Here is a 17,766-nt window from a genome sequence, read left to right as displayed (position 1 = left end):
ATCTGACCCATCAATCGCTCTTAAGCTCGCTCTTAAACACGTGCTTATGAGTGCTCAATCCGCCTCTCAGAACAAGGCGGCCTTCATCGTGGGCGTACGCACCAGGTGGATGGTCCGGCTGCGCAGCTCATGGGTTTTCCAGGCGCGTTCAGGGATGCGTTTTCGGCCGAACAGCACTTCGGCGATGACGCGATAAGAAGCGCCATCCAAGTGCCCATCGAGCGCGCACAGCGCCAAGGCCAATCGTTCGCGTCGCTGCGCCGAAAGCTGACAAAAGGGGGTCCTGGGGCGCGGCCGGTGATAGCGCGCCACAACCGACGTGAAGCGTGCACGCGGATCTCCGAGGCGTCCGGCTTTACTCAACAATACATCAGCGATTTAGAGCGTGGCCGGCGCAATCCCACGGTAGTGACGCTGTTCGAACTCGCGAGCACATTAGGCCTTAGCCACGTCGATCTCGTGTTGCCTGATGAGGAATTCTGCAAAGAGCAAACCAAGACGCCGAAGCAAAAGTGAAAGGACTTCGGCCAGACGCTTGTTTCCGGTTACTCGGCAGTTGCTGCATGGCTTGAACACGAAGCTCCGCCTAGGGTGTAGCCTTCGCGGCCTTCGTCATCGAACAGGTTCGCGCATATCGGCGCGTCGAGGAGAACCGTCAAGCTCGTGTGAGAGGTATTCGCGCGCTTCCTTCGGAGCGCGTTGACCACACTGCGCCTATCTCGCGATTATACTGCGAACCAAATAGCAAGCTTATGAGCCGTTTACCCGGCAATTCTTCTATGAGGACCGGAAATTAGGGCTTCAAGACCATGGTCACAATAGGCTGCCTAAAGGCGGGCTTTACCATTCCAACACAGCCTCCGCCCGAGGATTGATCAACGAGTGCTAAGCACTCGGGCCGGCGCTATAATTCACAGGCGTCGACCTCCTCGTCCGGGAATTTCTCAGCGTCCAGCTCCAGCCTGTTCTTCGCCTTTTCCAGCTCCCGTGTGACTAGCACGTAGTGTTCGAACGTGCTCGAGGAGCTGATCTGCGTGTCGATCAACAGCCGCAGCTCGTGCCTGAACTGATACTTGCTGACGGTCATTCGCCTTTCCTACTATTGCTGCGTTCAGGTACGAGATCCAACTTCTCGAGCTGGCGCGTCGAACAGTTTGGTGAAGGTGAAGAACTGCAAGCTACATTGCGGTTGGTGAAGAACAGTCAGCGCAAGGCCAACAGTAGCAGAAATCCCGGCCGCAATCAGGCCGCACTCAATTGAAATCGCCCCAGCCTTGTCTCGCCAAATCCGCATAAGAGGAGATGACTTTATTGCAACTCCATGTTCCCGGCTGGCCCTTAGCGGATTCCGTTTGATCCCAAAGTCACCGTCACGGTTGAACATTAGTCCTCATATGCACCGCGCCTCCGACTGAAAATTGAGAGCCCGGTCCCGATGAGCGCAAGGGCGGGGCCGCTCCCCGCCGCCCCAAGCGAGGGATCCACGCTGCTGGGAAACAGCGCGCTACTTCAGCGTCGCTCACAGACTCACGAGCGTTCCGACTTTCCGCCCCCGACGCTCTTTACGACGTTGCGTAAGACGATTTCAGAAAGCTGCACAACCTGCCGTTTGAGAAACACAACAAGCTGTGTGAGACGAAGAATTTCTTGCTTGCAGCGCTCTAGCTCGCGCTCTTCGTCTGTCATCGTCGATGCTTCATGGCGGTTCGTACTTTGTCGTCATGGTTCATGTGCCCCCCTTCTCCGAAGACGAACCTGTTTCGTTCTGCGAACTCTTTTTCGAACACGAATTGCGCCGGTTTGCCTTGATTCCCTTCGACAAAGCCCTTCGCCACCAATAGCTCACGGGCATCGCGCACCAAGCCGGGGCTGCCACAGATCATGATGCGGTCATGCTGCGGCTCCAGATCCGGCAATTCGATATCCGCAAACAGCTTGCCTGAAACGATCAGATCGGTGGCCCGGCCGCGGTTATAGAAGCGATCGCGCGTCACGGTCGGATAATAGATCAGCTGGTAGCGCGCGAAGTCGCCGACCAGTTCGTCGCGCGGCAGTTTTTCCGTGATCATCTCGCCATAGGCGAGCTCGGCGACGCGGCGGCAGCCATGCAGCAGCACGACATTCTCGAATCGCAAATAGGTTTCGGGATCCTTTATCACGCTCAGGAACGGCGCAAGCCCGGTGCCGGTGCCGATCAGATACAGATTGCGCCCGTCCTCGAGATTATCGATGACCAGCGTCCCCGTCGCCTTGCGGCTGACGATGATCTCGTCACCCGCCTTCAGATGCTGCAGACGCGAGGTTAAGGGACCATCCGGTGTCTTGATCGAGAAGAATTCCAACCGGTTCTCGTAATGAGCGCTGGCGAGGCTGTAGGCCCGCAGCAGCGGCTTCTCGTCGACCTTGCGCCCGATCATGGTGAATTCACCGCTACGGAAGCAGAACGACGGATTCCGGGTCGTGGTGAAGCTGAAGAGATTGTCGGTCCAGTGATGGACGCTCAGTACGTTTTCCTGGCTGAACTTGCTCATCTCACCGTCCCGGCGAAATTAAGGCATGATCCAAATCCACGGGCCGCGTTCGCGCAAAGTTTGCACCAGTTTTCCGAATGAGCATACTACAAGCACCAGATGAGGCTCTCGATGAAGTAGAGTTGGACCGATAGCTTCACGCCCACAACCGCTTTGGCTTTCATTAGAAGATCGGCCTGTGCCCCTCCTGTAGCGATCAACCCCAGGCGCTGCCCATTCACGTAGATTATCTAATCGCTTTACTCTTCAGCCCGCCGGCATCCCCAGATGAAGTTTTTCCCCAGTTCACGCGGGGCGGTAGGCTGGCTTGCCAGCTCACTCCCCGCCGAGTGGTCGTGCCCCTCCTCGAGCAGACGCAATGGCAGACTTGGGCGCATTTGCTCCGACAAACACAGTACATAGTGAACAAACAATCTCGTTTCCCACCTGAGTGTGGTGTCTCGGCTTCAGTGGAGCGTTTCGTACAAAATACCTCTTGCATCTCGCCTAGACCTTGCGCTCGGTTGCAAAGCTACTAGAACGGGAACCCCAATGAGGATCGACGCTCCGAGATTCGCCGAGATATCAATCCCCTGAACATGCTTTCTTCGACCGCGCGTGATTGCTCAAGCTGACTATAACAACTCTGTGATGTTACTTAATGCAATGAGGCGCGTGTTCACGGCTAAATCCTGCATCTTGGCCACTTTCTTCGATGGATTTCACGCCGCACCTTGTCCCGAACTTTCCCGACCGCCTGTGGACAGCGGGCCTTGTCATGACGGCATATGCTCGGTCCGATGCAGACTGCCGCGTGCTTTCAGCCTCCACTCAACCAAGGACCGAAGCGGAAGCACAAGAGGCATGGGCACGGACTTCAAGGTCTGCATCGAGCGGCAGTTCGGCGGAATAGAAGGCCCTGTCCTGAACAAGATCGCAACATCACATCGTGTTTGTCGGGGCATTGTACCGGCAGAAGCGTTCGATGAATGCAAGGATGTGATCGGCGGACTTCCTCCATCGGAACGGTTTGGGATCGGCGTTGTGTCGATCAATAACGAAGTGATGTCTGCCCGGAGAGCGGCGACGCTGCGCCGCGCCTGATCTTTTTATCCGTGAGGAGAGCGAAGAAGCGCCCGGCCTGGTTGAGCCATGCGAACTGGTCGGGTCAGGTGCACGTGCCAGCGCGGCCTTTTAGCCATCCATCGTCGGATCAGTGCGGGCGTGGCGTAATTGTCCATGACGAGATGGACGTCGAGTTCGGGCGGCACAGCGGCCTCGATCTCGTCGAGGAACTGACGGAATTTGGCAGCACGGTGACCTCCCTAGCACTCGCCGATGGCTCGTCCGGACGCAATGTCGAGAGCGGCGAACAGCGATGTGGTGCCATGTCTTCTGTAGTCATGCTTCGCTTCGGGCCGGCTGGCCGGGACGCATCGGCAGCATGGTGGCTGCGGTCCAGCGCCCGGATTGGGACTTCTCATCCACGCATAGAACGACACCGTGCTCCGGCGGGCAGATGTAAAGGCCCACGACGTCGCGCACTTTGGCCATGAAGTTTGGATCGTGGAGAGCTTGAAGGCCTCGGTCCGGTGCGGCTGGAGCCCGAAGACCCGCCAGATACGTTGCACGGTCGACACCGACAGGCCGCTGGCCTTCGCCATGCCGCGGGAACTCCGATGGATGGCGTTCTCAGGGCAACTCTCCAAGTCCCCACGATCACGGCTTCGATGCGGGCATCCTCAACGGTACGCGGTGCCCGGAGCGCGGCTCGTCGTGCAGCCGTCCACGCGCCGCTCCACAAAACGCCGCCGCCTACCGTCGGCCCGTCAAGGCCCCGCTTGGCCGCCACTTCCTTGTTCTGACCGCCTTCCGCGCACGTCAGCACGATCCGCGCTCGCAGCGCCAGCACCAGCACCAGCGGCGTCTTCCGCCGCGTCGTCAGCGACTTCAGTTCGGCACGCTCTTCATCGCTCAATGTCAGGGAGGCAAGTTGCCGGACCGCCATCACATTCTCCGTCCCTGCTACATCCTCCATCTTGGCACAGCGACGCAAATCTAATGCAAATCTACGATTGCGGACTTGTGGCTCGGGACGCTGACCGCGGCGCCTTTTTGAACCAAAGGTGATGTTGCGCTCCCTGAATGCGCACTACAGCACACCAACCATCGGGTGCCTGTCTGTTGCTGCCCGATGCAAGATCAGCAAACGGTTGCGCAGCGGCGAGGCAGACGCGCTCCGCACGACTGGCACCAGCATCGGCAAGGCCTCGGTGCCCCAAGAGCCACGTGCCTACAGTGCCGGCAGTGACCCCTCATATATGGGTGGCCTCGAGAGGCAATCTGAGAACCGGAGAATTGATCTTTCTCGACTGACTGGCCGAGACGCTGTGTGTTCACTTAGCTGAAGGCTCTGTTCAGCCACCCAGAGGAGCGACGACACCGAAGGATTTCGCCTAGGGTCGCAAGCCGGCGAGCCACGTTCCAAGAAGAAATAGCACTGCTGCGTAAGAGCGACCTTATAACCACCCAGATCGGTAGTGGCACTGCGAGCTCTAGAACGCGACTCACGAAAATCGACTGCGCCGATGCAGCGGCAGCGTTGATGTTTTCGACTTTAGGCTCCAAAAGGAACCCGCCCGATCAACTCGGGCGGGCTTTAGAGCGAGTCTCACTCGCCGTTCTTGCGCGGCCGCGACCAGAGCAGGGTGTACCCCTCGCCGCCTTCGTCTTCGAACAGGTTCGCGTAGATCGGTGCGTTGAAGGAGGGATCGTCGAGCTTGAGCGAGAGGTAGTCGCGGCCCTCCTCGGAGCGCTTCGACCAGGCTGCCCCGATCTCCGCCCGGCCCACGTAGATGCGGTGGCTGGGCGCGTTGTCGCTGGAGCGGTTGGTTTCGGCGACGATGCGGACGCCCTTGGTCTGAAGGCTCAGGGTGACGATCTCGCCGTGAAACTCGTTACCGACCTTCTTGAACGAACCGATGTTAGCCATGTTACTTCTCCTGTTTGTGTTTCGAGCCCGCGACCACCGCGGCCTCGGTGGCGATCTGAAGCCGAAGACGATCGGCGACGCACCCGCGGTCTGCGGGCCGGAGCGCAGCGGAGGACGCCGTTGTGGCGACTTTCTTGTCTCGCGAGGAATGGGCGAAGCCCAGGGGAAGAAAGTCGCATCAACGGCGTTGCGGCTCAGACGATCGAGGCGCAGCCGGTCTTCGGCCAGATCAAGCCATCAAAGAGGCCACGTGCGTCGCGTGCTGAACCGCAATCTTAAGGAGAAGACGTGGCGTATCTCGGTTCATCTGAACAAGAGCGGCGAACGATCCGGCGTAGAAAGAGAAACAATCTGCTGCAAAGGGCGGTGTCCTCTTCGAAGGAATGATCAAGGGGCACGCCGCACCGCTGCAGCTACGTGGGTTGGGCCGAAATGGACGCGGATTAGTCAAGGCACTCCGAGAAGGACTGGCTTCCCGCTCGCGTCCCGATGATCCCTCATTCAACGCACCGATCTACGCGAACCTGTTCGATGATGAAGGCGCAAGGGTCATCCCTTGCGGATAGTGGCGGTAAGAACTGGCTGGGACCGCTCCATCGCCCGACCTGACTCGAGTGGGCGGGTCTTCGCCAAAACTCTCAAGCGCGTCCATGCCGTGCCGCCGATGCAAACCGCACCTAGGCAAGCGAAGGCCTCGCGCCAAGCCAGCGAAGCCCCTCCGATCTGCGAAAGCGCAAACACCGCTTGATAGCCGGCGATTGCCGCAGGGACGACAAATGCGCTTGCGATCGCGATGCGCAAAGTCAAGGACTGACTAGCGGCGATGGCGACCTGACCAGCGGCAAGCGTCAGCGCGCCAGAAGCAATTCCGATGAGCAGTGCGCCGAAAACGCCCGCGCCATCACGAAATGCCAACATCCCGATGCTGAGTGCGACGAAAAACGGCAAGGCAAAGACCGCCAGCGCAAAAATCAGCCAGCAGAATAGACCGATGCCGAGTGTGTTGAGCAGAAGCCCAAGCGCGAGCATGGCGGTGGCTCCAATGCATAGATGTACTGGTCGCGCCTTCCACCACCACCGCGGCACGGCTTCGGACCTAAAATCCAAACGAGGCGGAGTTGCGGCGTGCAACTCCACCTTGTCTTGGAGGCGAGCAAGACGGCCCTCACGCCCCGCCGAACTTCCAGACCGGGATGCCGAGCCGCTTCGCCTTGTCAGCGAGATTGTCCTGGATTCCCGTGCCGGGGAAATGCATGACGCCGATCGGCAGGAGTTCGAGTATCGCATCGTTGCGCTTGAACGGCGCCGCCTTGGCGTGCTTCGTCCAGTCGGGCTTAAAGGCGATCTGCGGCACCTTGCGGCTCGTCGCCCATTTCGAGGCGATCAGTTCAGCGCCTTTCGGGGAGCCGCCATGGAAGAGGACCATGTCCGGGTGCTTGGCATGAACCTTGTCGAGGCGGTCCCAGATGAGGTGGTGGTCATTGAAGTCGAGCCCACCGGTGAGTGCGATTTTCGGTCCTGGTGGCAACATGACCTCAGTCTCGGAACGACGCTTGGCGGCGATGAAGTCGCGGGAGTCGATCATTGCCGCGGTGAGCTTTCGGTGATTGACCAATGATCCCGACCGAGGACGCCAAGCTGAACCGGTGTGGACCTCAAATCGCTCGATGGCCTGATCCCGGAACAGTTCCAGGCAATTGCGGCGCTCGATCAGGGTGATGCCCTCGGCCGTCAGGCGCTCGAGTTCAACGGATCGCACTTCCGAGCCGTTCTGCTCGCGTTGGCTCTTCTGCTGCGCCTGCTCGTTGTCGTCGAGTTGGCGTTCGATGCGGTCGACGGCACGATGGAACAGGTTGACGGTCGACCAGAGCAGATCGTCAAGGTCGGGTTCAAGCCGCGTGTCGTTCAGTGTCGCGACAAGGGCGTCAAAGATATCGGCAAGGGCGCCGGCGATCATCTTGCCCTCGGGAAGCGGTCTCGGATCGGGCTGGTCGTCGAAGGGACGGTAGCCGAAGAGCTGTAATTCCGTGAGGACGTGGTCCGTCGGAGATGAGGCGTGCGGCAATTCGATGTCGTCATGGTCGGTCATGGGAAGAGGTCCTTTGCCGGATCGGCCGCGACCCTCGCGGCCTTCGTGGCGATCCTCTGACGGCGGGCGGAACGGGCCAGAACCCGACAGGGCCGAAGCGACAGCGGAGGATGGCGGAGGCAGGCTATTTTGCTTCGCGATGCAAAGCGCGCGCGGCAACTGTATGATGTGTCTTTCCATCGCCGGCGCGCGGCGGAAAATAACCGGACGCAGCCATTGCCGGCCCGGGCCGCTTGCCGTCCGATCGCCCTCTAGAAGGCCGAGATCGCGTCCTTTTCCGGGATTGGCCTCGCCTATGACCGGCCTATCACTGTCGATCGAACCGTCGTGACCTACTCCGCGGGCACCGTCGACGAATGCAGGAAGCGGACGACATCCTCAGGTACGAGCTGAATCCGCAAGGCCGCTCGGAGACCGTCAAGACCGAAGACGTGCAGATCTTCGTTGAAGTCGCCCAGCCGTGGCGACAGCGTGATCGCCTCAATGCCGACGTCTGTTGCACGCTGAGTCAGAACCGCCTGCACCGCATCCCCGGCGGTATCGGCATCGCGGGCGATGTAGAGCCGACGCAGGCTAGACGGCAGCTTCATGGCTGAGAGGTGATTGGCCGAAAGCGCAGCCGCCATTGGCATACCCGGCAGTACATAGCGCAACGACAGCATGGTTTCGATCCCCTCGCCGGCAGCGAGCACGTCGTCCACCACGCCGAACCGAACGGCATTGCCGAGAAGGTCGCCCATGGCCCGTCGTGGCGTGTCGATCGGCGCCTTGCCAAGCCGAACTCGATCGAAGCCGTCTGGATCGAGCCAGGTACGATGCACGCCAGTGATCTTGCCTTCGAGATTTGTGACGCAGGCGATCATCGCCGGCCAAGTCTCGATCGGCAGGTGTTCGCCCGGCCGATAGTAGCAGCGTGGATGGAACCGCAGACTCCCGCCATGGTGCACTTGGGCTATTCCGCGACGCTGCAAATATGCGTCGACCACGGTCCCCTCGATCGGTTGCGATATGACAAAGAGCCGTCTTGCCGCCTCTTGCGATCCAGCCGGTGCTAACAGACGAACGGGTTTCTGGACGAGTTCCGGTTCAGTACGAGACAGCCTCAGAAAGCGCCTCGCCTCCTCTGCGACCTCCGGGAAATCGCGCAAGCCGCAGGTTTCGCGGATGATGTCGAGGAGATCACCGTGTTCGCCAGTTGCGGCATCGGTCCACTTGCCGGCGGAACCCTTCAGCGATTCCTGAAGCCGCACGAACAAGGAGCGGCCCGGCGTGTTGTGGACATCGCCGACCAGCCAGTACCGCCCTTCCCGCTTGCCGTTGGAGAGATAGTGTCGACACACCGCCTCGGCCTCGCGCCCGAGGCGGCGTGCTAGCTCGGAGGCATCGCGGGGCATCAGGCGGCCTCCCGCTCGCTGATGCGCGCGACCGGATAGTGGTCGAGCACCTTGCACAGGATCTCGACACCGCTCGCGTCCGTGGGCACGAACATGCGTAGCTTCCAGGAGATGATCTCCCCAAAGAGCCCGTAAGCCCGCAAGCGATCACGCATCGTGTCGTTGAATCCCGACAACTCGATGCGGTGTGCGCCCATCACCTGGACACGGCGAAGCCGGAGTCCCTCCGCAAGCTCCAGGACGGCCCTTCTCTCCACGAGCGCGGTTAAGGCAGCATCCGGCGTCAACACAGGCGCGTCCGCTGCAAGGACGTTCGCGACCCACATAGCGGAGACCTTGCGGCCGATGATCCGCTCGCCCGCGTCGGTCTGCAGCCGATAGACGCGGGTCGACTCGTTCGGCAGCCGCCTCCAGATCGGCAGCAGCAAGCCGGCCACGACGTGGATCGTGCTGTCCGTGAACGCTGGCACCTCGGCAAGCTCCGCCAGCCAGGCCGCGGCGAAGCGTTCGCGGTCGGCGTCGCGCCAATGGCTTTCCGCCATCATTCTTAAGGAGACGCTGTCCTGTTCCATGGGCCGGATCAGGCGGACGCGTCGCTCGATCTCGCCGTCATCAAGCATGAAGCTCGGAGCTGGGACCTGCACCGCGGCTCGTCCCGAGCGCTCATTGATCAACAGGGTTGCGCGAGGCTCGGAAAGACGACCAAGGGCGTCATCCAGGCTCACTGTATGATTGCGCTGGCGCTGGGTGATCGTGAGAAGCCGGGTCTCGGCGCCAGTGCCGGGATGGACATAAATCGTCCGCCGGTCGGTGACGGCAAAGCTCTCGGCGCGGAGCGTTTCCAGTCCGATGTCATAACTTCCCGAGGCAACCGCGCCTTCGATCCGAGCCGTCAATAGCTGTTCGAAGACGGTGAACAGGATATTCTGAAGCTCGATCGTGAGCGCCAGCAACCTGTTCAGGAAAGTCGTGATCGGCGGCAGGTCATCCTTGAGCCCATTGGCATCCGTGAGCCTCAGGCCGGTCGCATCCTCGAACCTCTCGAGCGAGCAGCCCTCGACCTTGCCGCGCGCCAGCAGCGTGTAGAGCTGACGCAACGCATCACGCCCGTACTGGCTTTCGAGATTGTCCTCCGGCCGGAATAGTCCCTGCCCTCCGGTCTGGCGCTGGCCACGCGTGATGGCTCCCAACGTATCGAGCCGGCGCGCAATGGTGCTGAGAAAGCGCTTTTCTGCCTTCACGTCCGTCGCGATGGGACGAAACAGCGGCGGCTGCGCCTGGTTGGTCCGGTTCGTCCGGCCGAGCCCCTGGATCGCGGCGTCCGCCTTCCAGCCGGGCTCGAGCAAATAGTGGACCCGCAGGCGGCGATTCCGCGCCGAGAGTTCTGCATGGTAGCTCCTCCCCGTGCCGCCGGCGTCGGAGAACACAAGGATACGCTTGACGTCGTCCATGAACGCCGAGGTCTCAGCGAGGTTGGCCGAACCGGCTCGGTTTTCGACCACCAGCCGGTCGCCCTTGCGAACGATCCGGCGCGAGCGGCCGGTCACTTCGGCGACCAAATTGGTTCCGAAGCGCTGGATCACCTGGTCCAGCGCGCCCGGGACCGGCGGCAGCGAGGCGAGCTTCTCGATGAGGCGGTCGCGGCGGGCGACGGCGTCCCGGCTCTCGACCGGTTGGCCGTCGCGATAGACTGGCCGGGAGCAGAGATTGCCCTCCTGGTCGGTGAACGGCTCGTAGAGCTGGACCGGAAAAGAATGGGCGAGATAGTCGAGCACATACTCGCGCGGGGTGATGTCGACCTGGACGTCGCCCCACTCCTCGGTCGGGATCTCGGCGAGCCGGCGCTCCATGAGCGCCTCGCCGGTGGAGACGATCTGGATGACGGCGGCATGGCCGGCGTCAAGGTCGCGCTCGATCGAGCGGATCAACGACGGCGTCTTCATCGAAGTCAGGAGGTGGCCAAAGAAGCGCTGCTTGGCGCTCTCGAAGGCAGATCGCGCGGCCGATTTGGCCTGGCCGTTCAGCGTGCTAATCTCGCCCGTGATATTCGCGGCCCGCATCGCGGCATCGAGATTGTTATGGATGACGCTGAACGCGCCAGCGTAGGCGTCGTAGATGCGAACCTGTTCGGGCGTGAGCTCGTGCTCGATGAGCTCGTACGCGACGCCCTCGTAGAATAGAGACCTCGCCGCGTAGAGACCGAGCGCCTTGAGGTCACGAGCCAGCACCTCCATGGCCGCGACGCCGCCCTCCTCGATCGCCTCGACAAACTCGGCCCGGGTAGCGAACGGCAAATCATCGCCCACCCACAATCCCAGGCGCTGGGCGTAAGCCAGATTGTGCACGGTCGTGGCACCACTCGCCGAGACGTAGACGACGCGGGCATTCGGCAACGCGTGCTGGAGCCTGAGCCCCGCACGCCCCGGCTCGGAGGCCGTCTGGTCGCCGCGCTCGCCCTTCTGGCCTGCCGCGTTCTGCATCGCGTGGCTCTCGTCGAAGACAATCACTCCGTCGAAGTCGGAGCCCAACCATTCGACGATCTGCCGCACGCGCGAAAGCTTCTCGCCACGCTCATCGGTGCGCAGCGTAGCGTAGGTGGTAGAAAGGACGCCGGCCGCGGTGCATACGGCGAACTCGAGCGGGATTGGCATCGAGAACTGTTGAAGGGCCTGGCTGTCCTCCGAGCGTCGCGTGTGGGTCGGTTGACCGCTCGAGATTCTCGCGAGCATCGGCAGCATGGCTGCGGTCGAGCCCGCCTTGGTACGCATGGCCGGGCCAAACTTGCGAAGTAACAGAACGGTCGCCGTCTCGCAGGCGTCATAGGCAGTCTTCCAGGTCCAGGCACCGGTCGCGTCGGAGGTGCCGAAGGCCGCCTCCATGGCGTTGCGCAAGACAGCGGCATCGATGCGGCCGCCGCCCTCGAGATCCGTCACAAGCTGTCGCGCAGCCCGGATGACAGCTGAGGTGAGGCTCGTAGCGGCACGCATCGAGAGCGGCGCGGCGGCAGCGCCGCCGGCAAGAGATTCGGTCATGGCAGGATTTCTTTCAGAGAGCAGGAACGGGTCGAACCGCCCAGCGCTCTCCTTAAGACCACGGCGATTCAAACCCTTCCCGGCCCGGCTCTCCCTCTCAGCCCTCGCCATAAGAATCTCGCCATAAGAATGGGGACCGGCACGACACACCGGTCCCCAAGCAATTGCCGGACGGCCGGAGCCGTCCCTTCTACGATGTCACTCAGCCGCGTCGAGCTGGCGGATCATCTTCGCTCGCGTTGTCCCGATCCACGTCATCGGCGAGGAAAGTCGGGCAGCGGGCCGGCTTCACTCTCGTCATTCTCTGCAAGCGAGTCGTCTTCAGAAATGCCCCCCTCGCGCACGACACAAGGAACGGCCTGCGTCTTCGCCGTGCGCTTCTGCTTTACGAGAGTTCCAACGCGCGATAGCGCCGGCCGCCGGCCGGCACCTCGAACATGGCGGCCTCATTGCCCCCGGCGTCCACAACCGCCGCACGTTGAGACTTTGCAGGCGCGTACGCTGCGCGATACTTTCGGCAAGTTGCTCGATGGAAATGCCCGCCTTCACATGCCGGACGTTGGACTGGCTAAGGACCAGTTTGTTGAACGGAATGTCACGTGAGGGGACAGCGTGATCTTTGTGGACAGCCTTCGTCATATTGATCCTCCACGACGGGCAGCCGAGACCCTCTCTCTCGGCCTCCAACCCGTCACGGAAACGCCCCTGCCCCTCTCTTACTCTTGTGCCCGCGGCTACCGAGCAGAACCTCACGCCGCCTGCTGATCCTCCGTCATCATGTCGACAACTGGTTCTGGGAGGAAGCCAAGGAGATAGTCGGCGACCTTGCTGGCTTGGGAAGCGGCCCGGATAATTGCACGATTGTCCTCGCGCAGCACCTCAAGTAATCAGCAGCAGTTCATAATGTGAAGGAGCACCACATTTCCGGTGCTATCCCGCGATAGTTTGCGATCTCCTCCACATTATTTCCTCGCTGCTAAAGGGTATCGAGCCAGGCGAGAACGCTCTGGTCCTGTTTCCACGATGGTCGCTTTGCCGATCGTGACGGGCTTTCGAGGCGTTCCAACGCCAGGCGTTAACGGTCGTTCGAGCGGCCCGCAGGACAGCTTGGCGGCATCCTCGCCGAACGAGATAGCAGCGAGCTTCAGGTCACCGACAGTTTCGTCGCGGGCTGGTGCTCGATCGGCCGAGATGACGCAAGGAGTGACGGATGGTGGGTCGCATTCGTTCGCCATTGCTACCCGGAATGATGCCTGAATCGCTTGTCATCCCGGCGATGTCGGCCCGGTCACGGTTACGCTAAGATCAGTAACTAGCCCGCTCGATAGCGAGTAGACCCAGCCATGCACCGCCAATGGCTGGCCGCGCGCCCAAGCCTCCTGGACGAAGACATCGGAAGCGACGTTCCTAACCTGGCGGATGACGTTGAGTTCGCAGAGCCGGTTCAGCCGCTCTCGGTCGTTGGTGTAGGCGGCGAGCTCGTCCTTGTGGTCCTGGGCGACTTCGCGGATCGGATGTAGCCAGTGGTCGACGAGGCCCCGCCGCTCGCCGTCCACCGCTGCGGCCACACCTCCGCAGCCGTAGTGGCCGACCACCAGCACGTGCTTTACCTTGAGCACATCGACGGCGAACTGCAGCACCGACAGATAGTTCGCATCTTGCGGCGGGGCGAGGTTGGCGACGTTGCGGTGGACGAACAGTTCGCCCGGGTCCAGGCCCACAATCTCATTCGCAGGCACCCGGCTATCGGAGCAGCCGATCCACAGATATTCGGGCCTCTGCTGTCCCTCCAGCCGCTTGAAGAAGCCGGGATCGACGGCGAGCTTGCCCTCGGCCCAAGCGCGGTTGTTTTCCTTCAGCTGATCGAGCATGAGATGGTCGGCTCCTAGGCTACTGTTGATGCCGCGCTCGCTTCAACACTTTGATCCCTTCAGACCGGTGCTGCATATGGTCGGCGAGACGATCATAGCTCGCAGCAATGGCGCGCATTTGCCGTTTGGCTTCTGTGTCATCCAGAAGTTTCGCGATGGAGCGAAGCTCCTCAGCTCGCTCGTGCCAATACTTGGGATCGTTGATGAAAGGATGGGTCAAGGTAATCACGCCAAACGCCTATACCCTTTAGCTGCTTCCTACGGTACATGGGCTCTACACGATCGCTCAGGATCCGCAAAATATCATGATCGAAGAGAACTTGTTAGGAGTAAACGGCCGGAGGCTTTGGCTCGGCCAAAGACGTCCACCGTCCTCGCGCGCACGTCCACTCCGATGCGCGCGGCATTTGCGGCCGTGCCCGGCTGCAAATGCTAACTGTGAACGATGCCAGGGAACCAAACGCCGGTGGGCGTTTTAAGCTGAGGGTTGGTGTGCGTCGCTGAGGGGGAAAGGCGAGTGGAAGAACGTCCAATCATTCTCGTCGTGGAAGTCGCCGAGACCATCAAGGAGCTGATCGGTGATGCCCTGACGGAAGGCGGTTACCAGCCGGCAATAGTGGCATCCGTCCACGAAGCGGTGACCCTCCTCCAAAGTGGGCAGGCGAACTACCGGGCGCTCGTGATCGATATTTACCCGACCGATAGTATGAACGGCTGGGAAGCGGCTCGGAAGGCGAGAAAGATCGCGCCCGACTTGCCTGTCCTGTACATCACCGCAGGCGCTGGTAACGAATGGCGTTCGCAAGGTGTCCCCAGCAGTGTCCTTCTGCAGAAGCCTTTTGCCCTGGCGCAGCTGGTGACCGCCGTCTCTCAATTCCTCATCACTGCCTCCGCCCCACCGAGGGCACCTTAGAGGCACGGGTGCTGTTGATCCCCGTGCAGTCTGCGGGGGCTCTCTGTTTGAGAACCGGCAAAACGATAGCCGTGCATCCCACGTCTGAACAAGTTCGCTACGCCGTTTTACTTATCTCTTTCAGCCGTCGTCAGGAGGGAATTGATCGTTTCCCGCAGTTTGTCGATTGAGACTGGCTTCTGCAGCACTGGTCTTCTGCGGAACAAGGAGGGAAGATGCTGCTGCCCATAGCCCGTGACGAACAGAAAGGGGCGCCCTCGCCTTTCGATGGTCTCAGCAATGGGGTCGACGCCAAAACCGCCAATGTTGATGTCGAGAATGGCGAGATCAAACTCACCCATCAGAGCATACGGGCTAGCGTCACTAATAGTTCCGGCTTCGGCGACGACCCGGTGACCAAGTTCCCCCACCATGTCCGCTATCATCATTCGGACGAGAGCTTCGTCTTCTAGAAGGAAGATAGAGGCCGACCTCACCTGAGTAACCTCCGACCGAATGCGACTCTACCATTCTAGCGCTCTTAGGATTAGAGCGCGATGGCGACGTGATGGTCAGCGTGGGGCCAGAGCTTGCCCAGATGTTCGGGCGCGCCGGCCCTAAAGGCCGACGACACCCTGCCGGAATGTCCGCTGATCGAGACGCTGTTCCGAGGGTTGAGTCAACTGAGCCTCTTTGGTCGGAAACCAGGAAACGGGGGAGTTGGGGGCGCTTATGCGGCGCCCCGGACCTCGTCCTGCTGAGCATCGGTCTGCTGCCCATGCATCCAGTCGGCGATTTGCTGCGCCCTGCTTCGCGGCGGTGAAGATGGCTCGTTTGTCGGAACGCAGCCCCTCGAGTAATCAGCAGGAGATCATAATTTGAAGGAAGAATCTTAGCGCGGCCGGCTTGTGGAGATCGGCTAAAAAGGCTTGCGATTTGCTGCGCATTATTTCCGGCATGAGACCATCGGCTGTTGATCAAACACAGTTGAGGAAGCCTTCATGCCACATGGATACGGTACCCTTGTCGCGGAGCTTAGGGATGCGCTCACGCGACAGCGATATAATCGAGTTGCAGTTCACAACTATTGCCGCAACGCCGACTACTTTCTTGCGTATCTGACGGTACGCGAAATTGCTCTCGAAGCAGTCACGCGGGCCGACGTAACGGCTTATCTGCGGTTTGCGGTTCGACAATTTCGCAAGCGTCATGGCCGCGCTCCAGCTCGCTATTGGATAGGCATTCCCAGATCAGGAATCCACGCGCTGCTGAAACTCGCGTTGAAGCGCTGGCCACTTGAAGCTGCGGCCATCAATGCTGGCGAGCGTCTTGGTCGAGAGGTGTGCGATCAGTATCAGACATGGCTGCGGGAGGAACGCGGGCTCGCCACGGCGTCGGTCGACGCCTTGCTGTGGGAAGCCCGAAATTTTTGTGCCTGGCTCATCAAGCATTCGAACGCCAATTTTGCAGGCCTGACCGTCCGCGACCTCGATATCTACATGGATATGCGGGCTCGCGGGCTGACGCGGAAATCCTTGAAAGATGTCGCCGAACGGCTTCGGTCGCTGCTGAGGCATCTCCATAGGACGGGCCGCATCGCGGCCGATCTCTCCCAGCATGTCATTGCTCCGCTGCTCTATGCGTATGAAGGCATCCCATCCGCGTTAAGTGCGGATCAGATCTCGACCGTCCTGGAATTTGTCCGAAAAGACCGGTCGCCGATGGGCTTGCGCGACCATGCCATACCTCCAGCTTCTGGCGGTGTATGGCTTGCGTGCCGGTGAAATAGTCCGGTTGCGACTGGAAGATGTCGATTGGCGCGGCGATGTTCTGCACATCCGCCGCTCCAAAACGGGTGATCATTCTCGGCTGCCTTTGTTTGAGACCGTCGGGGAGGCGCTGATCGATTATCTCCGGCACGGCCGCCCTGAAACTGATGTGCGGGAAATCTTTGTTCGCACCCGCGCACCCTACGTTCCCATGGTGCGCATTTATAACGAAGTCAGCCGGCGGCTCGAGGCGGCAGGCATCACACCAAGCGGCAAACGCGGCCCGCATATCTTCCGGCATGCACGTGCAGTCAGTCTGCTACGGGCGTCGGTCCCGCGAAAGCTGATCGGAGACGTATTGGGTCATCGTTCAACGGAATCGACGATCCCCTACCTGAAACTTGCCACGGAGGACCTGCGCGCAATTGCCCTGGAGATCCCGGGCCAGGAGGTGCGCTCATGAACGCTTGGCCCGACACCAATGGCAGAACGATCGCCCGTTATCTTGGTCAGCTCCGGCTACGCTGCTCGACCAGTCCGATCTATTACCGTCAGGCGCTCCGAACCTTCCAGGAAGTGGTTATCCGGGATCAGCGCACACCCGGACAGCTTGGCCGAGAAGTGCTCGAAACGTGGTTGCGCGAATATGTCATGCACTGGCCCATGGCGACGCTGCTGCATCGCTCCCGCATCGTCAATCGCTTCCTCGACTTCCTCGTGGGGGAAGCGCTGATCGTCAGCAATCCCATTGCTGATTTGCGTGCCGAGTACCATGCGAAAAGCGACAAGGCGATCGTGCGGTCGCTACTCGCGCCCGATCCCGATCAGGCACTCGAAGCGCTACGGCAGTTCCCGCCCTTCGGCAGTGTTCTCGGCGACCTCATGCGCAACCACATCGCGCTGATGCAGGCGAGAGGTTATCGCTATCAGACGCAGGCTCGCTGGTTATGGCGGTTCGATCGCTTCTTGCAAGCGCATCCGGAGTTGGCGGGAGAGCCAGTATCGATCATGTTGCAGCATTGGGCGGCCGCGCGATCAACCGCCAACCATGCCGCCGAATGCGAAAAGCTCGCTCGCGCCTTGGCCAAGGCACAGCGTCATCTCGATCCCGGGACTAACTCGCATTTCTCACAGTGTTGAAGCGCACCGGGGCGCGAATCAGCGAAAGTTGTTGTGCCGCAACGACTTTTCTCTGATCCAGGGAGCGCCCCGATGCC

Annotated in this window: 15 protein-coding genes and 5 pseudogenes; 6 read left to right on the top strand and 14 right to left on the bottom strand. The window is 60.8% G+C overall.

Annotation, left to right across the window (positions count from 1 at the left end):
- Positions 1 to 66: 66 nt before the first annotated feature.
- The gene (locus IVA82_RS28525) at positions 67 to 312 is read right to left on the bottom strand and encodes a DUF2285 domain-containing protein (RefSeq protein ID WP_247387503.1); all 246 of its coding nucleotides are present in this window, start codon (positions 310 to 312) and stop codon (positions 67 to 69) included.
- Here IVA82_RS28525 and IVA82_RS28520 point away from each other — a divergent pair.
- Positions 298 to 516 (top strand): helix-turn-helix transcriptional regulator, encoded by a 219-nt coding sequence (locus IVA82_RS28520; protein ID WP_247387502.1) that lies wholly within the window; start codon positions 298 to 300, stop codon positions 514 to 516. The genes IVA82_RS28525 and IVA82_RS28520 overlap by 15 nt on opposite strands.
- 388 nt (positions 517 to 904) lie before the next feature.
- On the opposite strand, the gene IVA82_RS28515 is transcribed toward IVA82_RS28520, so the two are convergent.
- From IVA82_RS28515 to IVA82_RS28500, 4 genes and pseudogenes are all read right to left on the bottom strand, one after another.
- Complete coding sequence (locus IVA82_RS28515) at positions 905 to 1,087, bottom strand: hypothetical protein (protein ID WP_247387501.1); 183 nt, start codon at positions 1,085 to 1,087, stop codon at positions 905 to 907.
- A gap of 673 nt (positions 1,088 to 1,760) precedes the next feature.
- A pseudogene (locus IVA82_RS28510) lies at positions 1,761 to 2,531 on the bottom strand (ferredoxin--NADP reductase); the annotation flags it as partial.
- A gap of 921 nt (positions 2,532 to 3,452) precedes the next feature.
- Positions 3,453 to 4,548: pseudogene (locus tag IVA82_RS28505) on the bottom strand (IS630 family transposase).
- Positions 4,549 to 5,181: 633 nt separating this feature from the next.
- Complete coding sequence (locus tag IVA82_RS28500; RefSeq protein WP_247387500.1) at positions 5,182 to 5,502, bottom strand: DUF736 domain-containing protein; 321 nt, start codon at positions 5,500 to 5,502, stop codon at positions 5,182 to 5,184.
- Positions 5,503 to 5,916: 414 nt separating this feature from the next.
- Here IVA82_RS28500 and IVA82_RS28495 point away from each other — a divergent pair.
- Positions 5,917 to 6,068: pseudogene (locus tag IVA82_RS28495) on the top strand (DUF736 family protein); the annotation flags it as partial.
- Here IVA82_RS28495 and IVA82_RS28490 read toward each other — a convergent pair.
- The 8 genes and pseudogenes from IVA82_RS28490 to IVA82_RS28455 all read right to left on the bottom strand — a co-directional run bounded on the left by IVA82_RS28490 (position 6,052) and on the right by IVA82_RS28455 (position 14,117).
- On the bottom strand, positions 6,052 to 6,531 hold the full coding sequence (locus IVA82_RS28490) for a hypothetical protein (RefSeq protein WP_247387499.1): 480 nt from the start codon (positions 6,529 to 6,531) through the stop codon (positions 6,052 to 6,054). The pseudogene IVA82_RS28495 and the gene IVA82_RS28490 overlap by 17 nt on opposite strands.
- A gap of 136 nt (positions 6,532 to 6,667) precedes the next feature.
- Positions 6,668 to 7,591 (bottom strand): DUF2493 domain-containing protein, encoded by a 924-nt coding sequence (locus IVA82_RS28485; protein WP_247387498.1) that lies wholly within the window; start codon positions 7,589 to 7,591, stop codon positions 6,668 to 6,670.
- Between the two features lie 332 nt (positions 7,592 to 7,923).
- On the bottom strand, positions 7,924 to 8,985 hold the full coding sequence (locus IVA82_RS28480) for a toprim domain-containing protein (RefSeq protein ID WP_247387497.1): 1,062 nt from the start codon (positions 8,983 to 8,985) through the stop codon (positions 7,924 to 7,926).
- Positions 8,985 to 12,017, bottom strand: a complete 3,033-nt coding sequence (locus IVA82_RS28475) for a strawberry notch family protein (protein ID WP_247387496.1) — start codon at positions 12,015 to 12,017, stop codon at positions 8,985 to 8,987. Before IVA82_RS28475 ends, IVA82_RS28480 begins: the two co-directional genes overlap by 1 nt.
- 293 nt (positions 12,018 to 12,310) lie before the next feature.
- Positions 12,311 to 12,656, bottom strand: a pseudogene (locus IVA82_RS28470) (ParB/Srx family N-terminal domain-containing protein); the annotation flags it as partial.
- 110 nt (positions 12,657 to 12,766) lie between these two features.
- Positions 12,767 to 12,901, bottom strand: a pseudogene (locus IVA82_RS28465) (antirestriction protein ArdC); the annotation flags it as partial.
- Between the two features lie 381 nt (positions 12,902 to 13,282).
- On the bottom strand, positions 13,283 to 13,888 hold the full coding sequence (locus tag IVA82_RS28460) for a carbonic anhydrase (RefSeq protein WP_247387495.1): 606 nt from the start codon (positions 13,886 to 13,888) through the stop codon (positions 13,283 to 13,285).
- Positions 13,889 to 13,907: 19 nt separating this feature from the next.
- Positions 13,908 to 14,117, bottom strand: a complete 210-nt coding sequence (locus IVA82_RS28455; protein WP_247387494.1) for a hypothetical protein — start codon at positions 14,115 to 14,117, stop codon at positions 13,908 to 13,910.
- 288 nt (positions 14,118 to 14,405) lie between these two features.
- On the opposite strand from IVA82_RS28455, the gene IVA82_RS28450 reads away from it, so the two are divergent.
- Entirely contained in the window at positions 14,406 to 14,801 is a 396-nt protein-coding gene (locus IVA82_RS28450) for a response regulator (protein ID WP_247387493.1), read from the top strand.
- A 107-nt stretch (positions 14,802 to 14,908) separates the two neighbouring features.
- Here the strand turns inward: IVA82_RS28450 and IVA82_RS28445 are convergent, their stop codons facing one another.
- The gene (locus IVA82_RS28445; protein WP_247387492.1) at positions 14,909 to 15,229 is read right to left on the bottom strand and encodes a response regulator; all 321 of its coding nucleotides are present in this window, start codon (positions 15,227 to 15,229) and stop codon (positions 14,909 to 14,911) included.
- 552 nt (positions 15,230 to 15,781) lie between these two features.
- Here IVA82_RS28445 and IVA82_RS49115 point away from each other — a divergent pair.
- The 3 genes from IVA82_RS49115 to IVA82_RS28435 are packed head-to-tail and all read left to right on the top strand — an operon-like array spanning position 15,782 to position 17,689.
- Positions 15,782 to 16,564 (top strand): hypothetical protein, encoded by a 783-nt coding sequence (locus IVA82_RS49115; RefSeq protein WP_346658776.1) that lies wholly within the window; start codon positions 15,782 to 15,784, stop codon positions 16,562 to 16,564.
- Positions 16,551 to 17,012, top strand: a complete 462-nt coding sequence (locus IVA82_RS49110; RefSeq protein WP_346658775.1) for a tyrosine-type recombinase/integrase — start codon at positions 16,551 to 16,553, stop codon at positions 17,010 to 17,012. Before IVA82_RS49115 ends, IVA82_RS49110 begins: the two co-directional genes overlap by 14 nt.
- Positions 17,009 to 17,689, top strand: a complete 681-nt coding sequence (locus IVA82_RS28435; RefSeq protein WP_247387491.1) for a hypothetical protein — start codon at positions 17,009 to 17,011, stop codon at positions 17,687 to 17,689. The genes IVA82_RS49110 and IVA82_RS28435 overlap by 4 nt, the downstream gene beginning before the upstream one ends.
- Positions 17,690 to 17,766 lie beyond the last annotated feature (77 nt).

Source organism: Bradyrhizobium sp. 142, from assembly GCF_023074015.1.
GTDB lineage: Bacteria > Pseudomonadota > Alphaproteobacteria > Rhizobiales > Xanthobacteraceae > Bradyrhizobium.
Note: the sequence above shows the minus strand (reverse complement) of the source record. Positions and strands in the feature narration are given on the sequence as shown.